The organism is Corallibacter vietnamensis (assembly GCF_039537875.1).
In the GTDB taxonomy this organism is placed as follows: Bacteria; Bacteroidota; Bacteroidia; order Flavobacteriales; family Flavobacteriaceae; genus Corallibacter; species Corallibacter vietnamensis.
In genome coordinates this window covers 284,298-297,788 of record NZ_BAABBI010000001.1, presented here as the reverse complement: position 1 = coordinate 297,788, position 13,491 = coordinate 284,298, and the positions used below count along the sequence as shown (strand labels likewise).

The 13,491-nt window shown below is 34.8% G+C and carries 8 protein-coding genes; 4 read left to right on the top strand and 4 right to left on the bottom strand.

Annotated features, from left to right (window positions below; genetic code table 11):
* Positions 1 to 63: 63 nt before the first annotated feature.
* Genes ABD690_RS01400 through ABD690_RS01385 form a run of 4 tightly spaced genes read right to left on the bottom strand, consistent with a single transcriptional unit; the run spans position 64 to position 7,626 of the window.
* A complete protein-coding gene (locus ABD690_RS01400; RefSeq protein ID WP_344726285.1) occupies positions 64 to 1,887 on the bottom strand; it encodes a SusE domain-containing protein in 1,824 nt (607 codons plus the stop codon).
* A 6-nt stretch (positions 1,888 to 1,893) separates the two neighbouring features.
* The gene (locus ABD690_RS01395; RefSeq protein WP_344726283.1) at positions 1,894 to 2,952 is read right to left on the bottom strand and encodes a SusE domain-containing protein; all 1,059 of its coding nucleotides are present in this window, start codon (positions 2,950 to 2,952) and stop codon (positions 1,894 to 1,896) included.
* A 17-nt stretch (positions 2,953 to 2,969) separates the two neighbouring features.
* Positions 2,970 to 4,514 (bottom strand): RagB/SusD family nutrient uptake outer membrane protein, encoded by a 1,545-nt coding sequence (locus ABD690_RS01390; protein ID WP_344726281.1) that lies wholly within the window; start codon positions 4,512 to 4,514, stop codon positions 2,970 to 2,972.
* Positions 4,515 to 4,524: 10 nt separating this feature from the next.
* On the bottom strand, positions 4,525 to 7,626 hold the full coding sequence (locus tag ABD690_RS01385) for a SusC/RagA family TonB-linked outer membrane protein (RefSeq protein ID WP_344726279.1): 3,102 nt from the start codon (positions 7,624 to 7,626) through the stop codon (positions 4,525 to 4,527).
* 304 nt (positions 7,627 to 7,930) lie between these two features.
* On the opposite strand from ABD690_RS01385, the gene ABD690_RS01380 reads away from it, so the two are divergent.
* From ABD690_RS01380 to ABD690_RS01365, 4 genes are all read left to right on the top strand, one after another.
* Positions 7,931 to 8,971 carry a LacI family DNA-binding transcriptional regulator gene (locus ABD690_RS01380; protein ID WP_344726277.1) on the top strand — a complete coding sequence of 347 codons (1,041 nt, stop codon included), beginning with the start codon at positions 7,931 to 7,933 and terminating at the stop codon, positions 8,969 to 8,971.
* A gap of 133 nt (positions 8,972 to 9,104) precedes the next feature.
* Complete coding sequence (locus tag ABD690_RS01375) at positions 9,105 to 10,484, top strand: MFS transporter (RefSeq protein WP_344726275.1); 1,380 nt, start codon at positions 9,105 to 9,107, stop codon at positions 10,482 to 10,484.
* Positions 10,485 to 10,486: 2 nt separating this feature from the next.
* The gene (gene pgmB, locus ABD690_RS01370) at positions 10,487 to 11,143 is read left to right on the top strand and encodes a beta-phosphoglucomutase (RefSeq protein WP_344726273.1); all 657 of its coding nucleotides are present in this window, start codon (positions 10,487 to 10,489) and stop codon (positions 11,141 to 11,143) included.
* A gap of 39 nt (positions 11,144 to 11,182) precedes the next feature.
* Positions 11,183 to 13,489 (top strand): glycoside hydrolase family 65 protein, encoded by a 2,307-nt coding sequence (locus tag ABD690_RS01365; protein ID WP_344726271.1) that lies wholly within the window; start codon positions 11,183 to 11,185, stop codon positions 13,487 to 13,489.
* Positions 13,490 to 13,491: the final 2 nt, after the last annotated feature.

The following is a 13,491-nucleotide window of genomic DNA, read 5'->3' as shown; positions in this document are numbered from 1 at the left end:
ACTTTTTTTAAAAGAAAAAGGCTATGGTTATTATTACCATAGCCTTTGTTTATATTAAACCAATTATTGTATAGATATGGTTTTGTTTACAGTATCCATAGTCAAAGTATAGGATCCAGGTGTTCCAACAAATTGGAAATTACTATCACCATCTAAAGCATTAACAAAATTGCTGTCTATTGTATAGCCTTCACCTTCGTAATAAGGGAAGTTTCTTCCTGAACCCCAATCACCTTCAGTTGTAAAAAACCTAAAGGCATCATTAGCAAATGTTACATCAGCTGAATATACTCCAGCACCTGTGCAAGCTAATTCTATAGGAGAGTCCCAACCCCAACCAGCATCAGGTACACCAGCTCCAACTAGCCATAGTTGATCAAACTCACAGTTCACTTGAGCTGCATCTAAAACTATTGTTTTATTAACTGTGTCTACGGATAAGAAGTATTCGCCAGTAGTTCCAGTAAAGGCAAAGTTACTATCGCCATCTAAAGCGTTTGTGAAATTTGAATCTATTGTGTAACCTTCACCTTCAAAGTAGAGGAAGTTTTGACCAGATCCCCAGTCGCCTTCAGTAGTGAAAAATCTAAAGTTATTATCTGCGCCACCATTGTTTTGAAGCGTTACATTTCCAGAATATACTCCAGTTCCTGTACATGGTAGTTGCACAGCAGTTTCCCAACCCCAACCAGCATCAGGTACACCAGCTCCAACTAACCAAAGTTGGTCAAACTCGCAGTTAGGTCCAATAATAGGAGGTCCTAATGTTATTGTTTTGTTTTCTGTATCTATTTCTAATAGATATTCTCCCGCTGTACCAATAAATTGAAAGTTGCTATCACCGTCTAATGCGTTTATTAAATTAGAATCAATTGTGTAGCCTCTAACTTCATAATAAGGGAAGTTATAGCTTATTGGTCCCCAGTCTTGTTGAGCAAAAAACCTGAAATTACCACCGTTATCAGGAGATAACGTTACGTTTCCAGAGTAAACAGCTCCTTGTAGAATAAACTCTTGAGGTGTGTCCCATGCCCATCCAGCATTTGGCATTCCTGCTCCAACTCCATAAATAACAGGAGGTAAAGCGGTTTCATAAGGAGTAACGGTTATTGTTATAAAATCTGATATACGCTCTAAATTTCCATTAGCTGTCTCAATAACTGAACGTACTCTTAAGTCTAATTGAGAAGCTGCGTCGGCGTTAAGCCCTAAACTTAAAACAGCTTCGTTTAGACTACCGTGAGTTGATTCTAAAACTCTATCTTGGGTATTGCCAAGTGATTCAATAGTAACAAAGTTAGAACCAGCTACAGCTATCTCAATATAATAATCAATTTCAGCTGAAGTGTCAACAGAAAAGTCAGGATCATCCCACTCAACAGTTAAAGCACTTTCATTTTCTGTTATATCAGATAAAACAACTTCAAAAGTGCTGTCAGGATTTATTATTACAGGATTTTCTTCTGGGTATGTACTAATTATTAATTCTATATAATCTGTAAGCTGCTCGCCTGAATTTACCCTGATGTATAATGGTGTTTCTTCAAAAGCAGATACTTCATAATTTAATAGTATGTTGTTTAACTCTACAACAGATAATGAAAAAGTGTTGCTTGTTGATGTTCCAATGGCAATTGGCTCTGTAAAATCTTCAGCTGTTGATACCTCAATAGTATAACTGTCAGAATTGGTGAAGTTGTCACTCCAAACTAATGTTAGGGCTGTATTTTGTTCATTTTCATTGTTTAAGAAAAGTGATGCGCCGTTGTTAGGAGAAACTATAGTAAATGAACTTTGAGGTATAACTAAGCCAAAATTATTGTCATCATTACAGCTAATCAAAATAATAGATAGCGTAAAAAAGAGAGTTTTTAATAAGTTTTTCATATCTAATTAGTTTAATGTCAATGAGTAAGTGTACTTTCTTGGGTTTGATAAATCTAAAATGATATGGTAATTACCAGCTTCTCCATCAAAAGTAAGATCGCCACCACTTTGTAAGAAACCGTCTGAATCAACAGTTCCTAAATCAAATTGTCCCCATTCGTTATTTCCTCTAAATTTAAAAGGTCCGGGAACTAGGTCTAAATCTAATTCAAGTGTCTTGTTTTGGCTATTATATATTAAATCAGTGTCGTTATCCCACCCAGAAGGTGTTGCATCTCCAATAATTGCCCAGCTTACGGGAGTTGTTTCATATGTTAATGCATCTGTATCTGCAACTACAAAATAATAACCGGCTGTGCTTGCGTTACAGTTTGTTTCATCATCTACTAGTAATGCCCCGGTGAAAGTTCCATCGTCACCCCAGTCTGTATTTCCCCATTCAAAAATACCTGTTTGATTTGGAGCTATAAATTTAAATTCACCGTCTAGCCAAACATAACCTTCATAGTCTGTTTCACCAAAAGCAGATGATGCTAATAGCGGTGCAGATGGAGGATCCCAACCTTGGTGATTGCCAGGTACAGCAATTTTTGGTAAATCAGTTGTAAAAGGGGTAACTAAAATAGTTACTATGTTTGAATATTGTGGTAATTGACTAGGGTTGCCGACGGTAGATTTTATTCTTATGTCAACACTACCTTCAGTGAAAGGTGGTAACCCTAATGAGCTTACTACATTATTAAAATCGGCGATATTCATTGTAAAATGAGTTTCGTTTACAGTAGCAAGTGTGGTTGCTTCGTTAAAATCGGATCCGCTATTTGCAATTTCTATAGAATAATCAATACTTGTTGGCGTTCCATAGTTAGAGTGATCCCAGCTAAAGGTAATTGCAGTATTATTTTGATCTTCTAAAGGATTTAAGATAAATTCTTGACCATTTGTAGGTGTATTTATAACACTGGCACTATTTTCGGATAGTGAAAATTTTTGATCATCATCAGAACAAGAGCCTAAAATAAAAGCTATAGTAAAGAGATATGTTATTTTTAATATATTTTTCATTTTCTTCATTTATTAGATTAATAACCTGGGTTTTGTTGAAGATTAGGGTTAGCGCTTAATGCTTGTTCAGGGATAGGGAATAAGTTATAGTGATCAGGAATTGAAGCACCATTTTGTACATTTCCTTTCCATGGCCATAAGTAGCTACTTCCTGTAAACCTTCCAAATCGTATTAAATCTGTCCTTCTATGTCCTTCAAGGTTTAACTCTCTAGCTCTTTCATCAATAATAAAATCTAATGTTAAATCACTCATGCTTATGGCAGGAGCAGATGATCTCGTTCTTACAGCGTTTACTAATGATAAAGCTTTAGTCATGTCAGCTTCAGCAGCACCACGTACAGCACATTCGGCATACATAAGATTTACGTCTGCTAATCTATAAAGAGGAAAATCTGTGCTAGAGAAAGAAGTTGTAACGTTATCTGGGTTGTTAAATGATGTGTTTCTAAATTTTATTGATGGGTAGCCGTCTGTCCATTCTTTATAGTCAGTCATGGTGTAATTATGCCCATTTGTCCAAAATAAAGAAGCGCGTTCATCTAAAGACGTTGTTAAATCGCCAAACAAGCCATACCATGCTTCAGTAGCGCGATGACCTTGCCAACCTTCGGCAGCTCCAAAATCAGATAAAGTCATTGTGTCAGAACTTAAGTTTCCGTTTATAATATAAGTTGTATTCCCATAGCTTTGACTGTTTACAGCATCTGCGATTAATGGGAATATTATTTCTGGAGAATTATTATTGTCTGATGAGAAATTCTCTAAAAAATTATTTGTTAAACTATAACCTCCTTCATCAAGAATTTGGTTTAGGTAAGTTAAAGCTTGATCATATTTATCTTCACCTATATAAACTTCGGCATTCATGTATAGTTTAGCCAAAAGCATTGCTGCAACATATTTGTTTGCACGTCCATATCCATTGTTTTCCGACATTATTGGCTGAATTTCTAATAATTCAGATTCAACAAAGTAGAATAATTCTTCACGTGAAGCTTCTGGAAGAGGGTCTGATTGGCCTAAATTTTCTTCGGTTGCTAAAACGCCTTTTCCAAAAGTGTCAATGAGATAAAAGTACGCTAATGAACGTAAAAATCGAGCTTCAGATAACGCTTCATTTGCATCTGGGATGTTTGTAGATGAATTTAAAATAGAAATTAAATTATTACATTGTGGAATGGTGTAATAAGCTCGGTTATATAAATATCTAAAAAATTTATTATTTGCATCCCAATTTGAAGTTGTTGTTAATTGATCTAAACCATCATCTCCCCACCTATTTTTCATGCCATCGGCGGTAAAATCCTGCAGGTTTATAATGCCTCTTAAAAAAGGAGACTCTCCTGCGTCATCACTAATGTCTGAACTTCCTGGGCCATTAGGACCCGAAAGTGCAAAGGAAGCATAGAGTCTTGAAACAATGCCTTCTATAGCATTAGGGTCTTCAGCTAGAATTTCTTCTAGGGTTAATTCTACCTTTGGTTCTGTATCTAAATCATCAGTACATGATACTATTGTTAGTATCATAAGTCCTGTTAATATTAAAAATATTTTTTTCATAATTGTTTTTTTAAAAATCAAAATTAATACCTAGAGTGAATGTTGTTGGTCGTGGATAAAAATCACGTTCAATACCTCCAGGGTTTTCAGGATCTAAACCAGAATAGTCTGTTATAATAAACGGGTTTGAAACAGCACCGTACATTCTTACATTTCCATTTTTAATCATCTTGTCAAATGTATAACCCAAAACGATGTTATTACATCTCAAAAATGTTGCGTCTTCAAGGAAATAATCTGAAAATTGAATATTTCCATTGACATTTTCAAAAGCAGGATTGGCAGCACCGTCATAAAAGTTTAAAGCATTGGTTATACTGTTGTTGTTTGCTGGTACAACGGCATCTGTGAAGCCATAATTTAGCTTGTTGTAATTGTAAAGATTTCCGCCTATTTGACCTATAAAGCCTGAAGATAAATCCCAGTTTTTATAATTTATGTTTAAGCCAAAACCATAAGTCCAGTTAGGGGTGATTTGTGTATAATATCTGTCACTATCATTGATTATATTATCACCGTTTAAGTCAACAAAAGCTCCAGGAATAGGGTTGCCGCTAGTATCATAAACTTGTTTAAATACATAAGCACTTTGTGCTTGTTGTCCGGCTACATCACTCAATAAAAAGGCTCCTGTGTTTCTTAAACTACCACCTCTGTTTATGTTTGCTTGACCACCTATATCAGTTACCTCATTATAAACATATCCTACGTTTCCATTTAAAGAAATATTCCAGTTTTCTGTTTGGTAAGCATTCATGTTTAAGTTGACTTCGAATCCTTTTCCTTCTATTTCTCCTATGTTTTTAACAAAGGTGTCAGAAAAGCCTTGTCCAGGTGGCACAGTTACACGTGCTAATAAATCTTCTGTAAATTTTTGGTAAATATCAAAGGAACCCGAGATGAAGTTGTTTTTGAAAAAGGCGAAATCAACACCAAGATTATAGGTTGTTGTTGTTTCCCATGTTAAATCAGGGTTAAAAGGTAATGCAGAGTATAATCCCGCCCCAGGTAGGTATTGGCTGCTATTTCCTCCGGCAACAAATAATGGAGTGTTAGGATAATAACCAACAACACCAGAAATGTCTTGTTGTCCTGTTCTACCCCAGCCAAGGCGTAATTTCAAGTCATTTATAAAATCAACGTTTTGCATAAATTTTTCACTTTTTACTTTCCAAGCGAATGCTGCAGCAGGGAAGAAGCCCCAAGCATTGCTATCCCAAGGATCGTCTGTAACAAATAAAGAAGAAGCATCTGCTCTTAATGAAAAAGTAAACAAGTAACGATCTAGTAGATCTATATTAGCTCTACCAAAAAATGATTGTAAGTTCATTTCGTTATAATAGCGATTGGTAGGGTTTTCTTCATTAAAATTTATTTCGCGTAAACCAGTCGTTTCGTTATATCGATACTGTTCAGAATTACCATCATTCTTGAAGTTCTGGTAAGAATATCCTAGTTGTGCATCAAGTTTTGAAATAAAAGCGTTGTCAAAAGATTTTGTGTATTGCGCATAAGCGTCTAAAGTAGTGTTTGTTAGTGTTTGGTTTTCGCGATAATTAACGCCAGGATTGAAAACAAAATTACTATTGATATCTGTATTGTTGCTGTTAAAACGATATGTTGCAGCAGCATTGTTGTAGAATCTTTCTGTTTTATCAGATTTGGAAGCGTCTAATCCTAAATTAACAACAGCTCGTAAACCTGGTAAAAAACCAAAAGAGTAATCTAATTCTAAATTACCTAAAAAGCGTGTTGTGCGTTCTGGCCTGTCTCTTTGTTCAAGTAGCGCAAGTGGATTGTATTGTCCGTCTAAAATCAAGTTGTTGCCATCAACATTTGTGTTGAAATAATAGCCTCCAAAACGGTTGTCGACAGCGTTATTGTAAACGGGTTTTGTAGGGTCAAACACTAGTGAGCCACCTAACGCACCACCAACATCAGCAGCATTTTTATCGGCATAAGTTGCTTTGGCATTAGCGGTAACTTTTAATGCATCATCAAAGAATGTAGGTGATAAATTAATAGATGCTGTTACACGTTCATAATCATCTGTTTTAACAACACCTTCAGCGTTTGTATATCCAATAGAAGCTCTAAAAGGAAGTTTATCAAATAAATAAGCGCGAGCGCTAAAGTTTGTATTTGATGTAAAAGCTGTTCTTAAAACTGCATCTCGCCAATCAGTGTTATAAACAGCTCGTTGCCCTGATGGTGTATCGATAATTTGAGATATAGGTTCGTTGGTTTGTACAGATCCAAGAGGTACTCCTAGTTTTTCAATTAAATCAGGGTGGTACTCTTGAATGAAGCGAACATACTCTGCACTTTCAAACATATCTAAACCGTCTTTAGCACTGTTTATAGAAACGTCTGTTGAAAAATTAAATTGAGCTTCACCAGAGGTTCCCTTTTTAGTTGTTATAATAATGACACCATTTGAAGCACGAGATCCATAAATTGCAGTTGCTGAAGCATCTTTTAAAATTGAAAAGCTTGCTACATCATTTGGGTTTACTAAAGACAAAGGATTGCTTACTCCCGCCGGATTTATATTTGATAAAGGTACGCCATCAATTACTATAAGTGGATCATTTCTACCGCTTAATGAAGACCCGCCACGAATTCTAATATTTAGAGAGGAATCAGGCTGACCACCAGAGTTAGTGATTCTTAATCCGCCAACTTTACCATTAAGCAATTGATCGGTTGAAACAATATTTCCTTTGTTAAAATCTTTTGTAGTTACTAGTGAAACAGATCCTGTAGCATCTTCTTTTTTTACACTGCCATACCCAATAATGACAACTTCGTCTAGCTGCGAAGCATCTTCAACAAGCGTCACATTAAGAGATGATTGTCCTTGATAACTAACTTCTTTTGTTAGGTAACCAACATAAGAAAAGACAATAATATCTCCTTCATTAGCTTCAAGTTGGTAATTCCCATCAAAATCTGTAGCAGTTCCTTGAGACGTCCCTTTTATAATTACGTTAACTCCTGGTAAAGGTAATGATGATTCTTCTGTTACTGTTCCAGAAACTTGATTTTGCGCAATCAAAAATGAGGGCAAAAAGAAGAGTAAAAACAGTAAACTATTTAACATTGTTTTCATACAATACTTTTGAATTAGTTTGTTAATTTTTTTGTTATATTCTCACTTCTCGATGTTAAATCTATGTAAAAAATGCATATCTTTTTTGTGAGTGGCTACTTCTGGGGCATCGAAAACGTTTTCGTGTTAAAAACTTTCTTGAAATTGTAGGAAAACAATAAAAAAACACCTATAATTAACAGATTTATATTTAAAATGCAGATATATTGTTAAATATCTAAAACAGCATTTCGTATATAGTAATGAAAAGTTAGGCTTTTAGTGTGTGTTTTTGTTGTTATATTTAGAACTTTTAAGGAATAAAATGAAAAGAAAAATAACTTTAAAACAAATAGCAAGAGAGTTAGATGTCTCTATATCAACCGTATCCAAAGCATTAAGAAATAGTAAAGAGATTAGTGAGGATACAAGGCAAAAAGTTCAAGCCTTTGCAAAACTCTATAATTACCGCCCTAACAATATAGCGTTGAGCCTAAAAAACCGCAAAACAAAAACGATAGGTATTATTATACCCGAAATTGTGCACCATTTTTTCTCAAAAGTTATCCGTGGTATTGAGCTAGTTGCCAACAAAAGAGGATACAATGTAATCGTCGGGCTTTCTAACGAATCGTTTGATAAAGAGGTGATAAACATGGAAATGTTAGCCAATGGAAGTATAGATGGTTTTATATTATCTATATCTAAAGAAACATTGTTGCAACAAGATTATCATCATTTTTATGAGACCATTAATCAAGGAATGCCTATTGTAATGTTTGACAGGGTTGTTAATGAAGTAAATTGTGATAAAGTTATTGTTGATGATTTAAAAGGATCAAAAAAAGCTGTTGAACAGCTTATAGCAAATGGTTGCAAAAACATTGCTATTATTACAACTAAAGATTATGTAAGCGTAGGAAGGTTGAGGACTCAAGGCTATTTAGAGGCTTTAGAGGAAAACAAAATGGAACCTCAATCAGAACTGATTTTAAAAATTGTTGAAGAGCTAGATTCAGAAGATCATTTAGAAGACCTTGAAGCTGAAATAGAACAGTTGCTTGTAAACAATAAGAAAATTGACGGTGTTTTTGCTGTAAATGAGCTTTATGCACTTACAGCTATGAAAGTAGCAAGAAGACTCAAGAAAAAAATCCCAGAACAATTACAAGTGATTGGTTTTACAGATGGTGTTTTGTCCAAGCATGCAACACCAAGTCTAACAACCGTTAGCCAGCATGCTGAAGAAATGGGTAAAAAAGCTGCTGAACTATTAATAAATAAACTGGAGAATGAAGATGAAGAAGAATACTTTGAAACGCATATAATTGAAACGGAGATTATTAAAAGAGAATCTACCAAATAGAAATTTAACATTGCGTATTTAAAAACTTTTATATCTTTACCGCCAGAAATCAAAACTTATATTTTCACTTCTCACCATAAGTTTTGATGAGTATATGCTTATCAAAATAGTATTAATCTAAATTATACTATTAATGAAAAAGCGTTCCTTAAGTTTTTGGGAAATCTGGAATATGAGTTTCGGTTTCCTAGGAATTCAATTTGGTTTTGCGTTACAAGGAGGCTTCATGTCTCGAATATTTCAAACACTTGGTGCTGATAAAGATGCTATTCCATTGTTATGGATTGCAGCTCCTTTAACAGGATTACTAGTGCAACCCATTATTGGTTATTTAAGCGATAAAACTTGGCATCCACGCTGGGGAAGACGTCGTCCATATTTTTTAATCGGAGCTATTTTAAGCTCACTTGCGCTGTTTTTAGTACCACATTCTTCAGTTTTGTGGATGGCTGCAGGTTTTTTATGGATTCTTGATGCTTCTATCAATGTTTCAATGGAGCCTTTCAGGGCTTTAGTAGCAGATAAGCTACCCAATTCACAACGTTCATATGGTTTTGTTGTTCAAACACTCATTATTGGTATTGGTACTTGGATAGCAAGTAATTTGCCTTGGATGGTATCGCAACTAGGTGTTAGTGATGCAGCGCCAAAAGGCGTTGTGCCAATGTCGGTAAAAGTAGCCTTTGGTATTGGTGCTGTTGTGTTTTTAATAAGCATACTATATACCGTATTTACCACATCCGAATATCCTCCTGAAGATATGGAGGAATTTGAGCGTGAACGAAAAAAGAAAAACCGCTTTATTCCTGATATTTTAGAAAACATAGGCAAAATGCCGCTAACAATGAAAAAACTAGGACTTATACAGTTCTTTAGTTGGTTTGCGTTTTTTACTATGTGGAGTATGGCAAATCCTGCGCTTACAGAGCATGTGTTTCAAACACCAGCGCCAATAGAAGCAGCATTTGATTTAACCATCGCCTCACAAGCCGAAGCTTTTGATACGGCAAATACAGCATTTCAGAAATCATCAAACCTGGTAGGTTCTGCAATGGGTGTTTATGGATTGTCATCTATGGCATTTGCATTACTACTAGCACTGTATACATCTAAAAAACGCATAAACAGAAAATTTGTTCACATGGGTTCTCTTATACTAGGAGGCGTTGGGTTTATGGCTATGTATTATGCAACACCAGAAACCTTAAAGTACTGTTTTATTTTAATAGGAATTGCATGGGGAAGTATTCTTTCAATGCCGTATGCGATGTTATCAAGTTCCGTAGATCCTAAAAAGATGGGAGTTATTATGGGTATCTTCAATATGTTTATTGTAATACCTCAAATTATTGCAGCGCTTGGTGGTATTAATTATGTGTCTAGTCTTTTAGGTGAAGACGCTATTAATGCTATGACTGTAGCTGGTATTAGTTTAATTCTAGCAGCACTTTGCAACCTGTTTATTGTGAATAAAGACGCAATTTCATATCAACCAGAAAACGAAATAAATTAAAAATGAATACAAAAGGATTCATATTTGACCTTGATGGTGTTATTGTAGATACTGCAAAATACCATTTTTTAGCATGGAAAAAATTAGCCAATAGTATTGATGTTGATTTTACTGAAACACAAAACGAACAACTAAAAGGTGTAAGTCGTGTAAAATCTTTAGAAAAAATCTTGTCTTGGGGAAATAAAACAATTTCAGAAGATGAGTTTATGGCATTAATGGCAAAAAAGAATGATGATTATTTAAGCTACATAGATAAAATGGGAGAAAGCGAAATTCTTCCAGATGTGCCAAAAATTTTAAATCATCTTAATGAAAATAATCAAGGCGTTGCTTTAGGTTCGGCAAGTAAAAACGCTAGAAAAATACTTCAAAAAGTAAACCTTATTTCAAACTTTCAAGCCATTGTTGATGGTAACGATGTAAGTAAGGCAAAACCAGATCCAGAAGTATTCCTTATAGGAGCAAAAGCACTTCACCAAAAACCTGAAAACTGTATTGTGTTTGAAGATTCTGTAGCAGGTGTTCAAGCAGCAAATAATGCCAATATGATTTCAATTGGTATAGGTGATAAAACAGTGTTATCTGAAGCAGATTATGTGTTTAAAGATTTCACTGAAATAAGTATAGAATTTATAGAAGAATTAATAAAGAAATAAGTTGTCGTTGTAGCGATAACAAGACAATATATTAAAATTATGAACCAAGATTATATTAAACCAGATAATTGGTCAATCATAGAAGAAGGGTTTCATGCAGAGCGCGTAGAATCATCAGAAAGTTTGTTTAGTATTGGCAACGGAGCCATGGGACAACGCGCTAATTTTGAAGAACAATATTCAGGAAAAACCTTTCAAGGAAGCTACATAGCAGGTGTGTATTACCCTGATAAAACGCGTGTTGGTTGGTGGAAAAACGGCTACCCAGAATATTTTGCAAAAGTACTTAATGCACCAAACTGGATTGGTATTAATGTAGCAATAAATGGCGAACAGTTAGACCTAAACAAGTGCAAAACGGTTCAAGATTTTAGACGAGAACTTAATATGAAAGAAGGTTGGTTGTCCAGAACTTTTAAGACAACACTTCAAAATGGTATAGAAGTAGAAGTTAACGCAAAACGTTTTTTAAGTCTTAACCAAGACGAAATGGGAGTAATCAATTATCAAGTAACACCATTAAATAGTGATGCTGAAATTGTATTTCAACCATATATAGATTCAGGAATTACAAACGAAGATACTAACTGGGACGATAAGTTTTGGGACACTACTCAAGTAAGTCACGATAATAACCAAGCGTTTATTCAGGCTAAAACCATGAAAACCGATTTTTATACATGCACGTTCATGGAATCAAAGGTTTTTATCAATGGTAAGTCGGTATTAATCGAGCCAAACGTTAGTGCAGATGCAACATTAGTATCTTACAGCTACAAACAAAATGTCAAGCAAGGCGAAACTTATGCCATTCATAAATTTGGAGGTTATACTGTAGATAGAAACCATGACAAAAACGCATTGGTAACTGCGGCAAAATCAGTGTTGGCAACAGCTACACAACTTGGTTTTGATACTTTGCTAGAGCAACAAAAACAAGCTTGGGCAAACATTTGGGATATGGCAGATATTACCATTAGTGGTGATGTAAAAGCGCAACAAGGTATTCGTTTTAATATATTTCATTTAAATCAGACGTATTTAGGAAAAGATTCTAGATTAAATATTGGTCCAAAAGGATTTACAGGCGAAAAATATGGTGGAAGCACCTATTGGGATACTGAAGCATATTGCATTCCGTTTTACATGGCTACAAAAGATCAAAAAGTAGCAAGAAGCTTATTGGAGTACAGATATAATCATCTGCAAAAAGCTATTGAGAATGCTGAAAAATTAGGCTTTACTAATGGCGCAGCATTGTACCCAATGGTAACTATGAATGGAGAAGAATGTCATAACGAATGGGAAATTACTTTTGAAGAAATTCATCGTAATGGTGCTATTGCTTTTGCTATTTATAACTACCACAGGTTTACAAACGATTACAGTTATATACCAGAAAAAGGCTTGGAAGTACTTATTGGTATTGCACGTTTTTGGCACCAACGCGCTACGTTTTCAACAAACAAAAACAAGTATGTTATTTTAGGTGTTACAGGACCAAATGAGTACGAAAATAACGTAAACAATAACTGGTATACTAACTATATAGCTAAATGGTGTATAGATTATGCTATTGAAAACATTAGTAAAGTTGAAGCAGAATACGATACAGACTTTACTAGGATAATGAACAAAGTTAAGCTGTCTAAAGCTGAAATAGCACAATGGAAATCGGTTGCAGATGCGATGTATTTCCCATATTCTGAAGAGCATAATGTGTACTTACAGCAAGACGGATTTTTAGATAAAGAATTAATAAAAGTTGATGCGCTAGATGCTAGTCAACGACCTATAAACCAATATTGGTCTTGGGATCGCATTTTGCGTTCGCCTTATATAAAACAAGCCGATACATTACAAGGTTTCTATTTCTTCGAAGATCATTTTTCTACTGAAGAGTTAGAGCGTCATTTCGATTTTTACGAGCCATATACTGTTCACGAAAGTTCATTGTCACCTTGTGTTCATAGTATTCAAGCGGCAAAAATAGACCGTATGGAACAAGCTTATACGTTTTATTTAAGAACATCGCGATTAGATTTAGATGATTATAATAAAGAAGTTCACGAAGGCTTACATATTACATCTATGGCTGGAACTTGGATGAGTATTGTTGAAGGTTTTGGCGGAATGCGTGTAAAAGATAATACCTTGTCTTTTTCACCTAAAATCCCAAAAGAATGGGATGGTTATTCGTTTAAAATCAACTTTAGAAATCAAATCATAAAAGTGAATGTTAACCAAGGTAAAACCAACTTCGAACTTGAAGGTGGCGAAAGTTTAGACATCTTGGTAAACGATAAAAAAGTAACGATTGAAGCTAATAGCTTGGTTACAGTGTAAAG

Bases quoted from the DNA above. Each gene is read 5' to 3' on its own strand.
- ABD690_RS01395 (WP_344726283.1), bottom strand. From the start codon at position 2,952: ATGAAAAATATATTAAAAATAACATATCTCTTTACTATAGCTTTTATT.
- ABD690_RS01385 (WP_344726279.1), bottom strand. From the start codon at position 7,626: ATGAAAACAATGTTAAATAGTTTACTGTTTTTACTCTTCTTTTTGCCC.
- pgmB (WP_344726273.1), top strand. From the start codon at position 10,487: ATGAATACAAAAGGATTCATATTTGACCTTGATGGTGTTATTGTAGAT.
- ABD690_RS01365 (WP_344726271.1), top strand. From the start codon at position 11,183: ATGAACCAAGATTATATTAAACCAGATAATTGGTCAATCATAGAAGAA.
- ABD690_RS01390 (WP_344726281.1), bottom strand. From the start codon at position 4,514: ATGAAAAAAATATTTTTAATATTAACAGGACTTATGATACTAACAATA.
- ABD690_RS01400 (WP_344726285.1), bottom strand. From the start codon at position 1,887: ATGAAAAACTTATTAAAAACTCTCTTTTTTACGCTATCTATTATTTTG.
- ABD690_RS01380 (WP_344726277.1), top strand. From the start codon at position 7,931: ATGAAAAGAAAAATAACTTTAAAACAAATAGCAAGAGAGTTAGATGTC.
- ABD690_RS01375 (WP_344726275.1), top strand. From the start codon at position 9,105: ATGAAAAAGCGTTCCTTAAGTTTTTGGGAAATCTGGAATATGAGTTTC.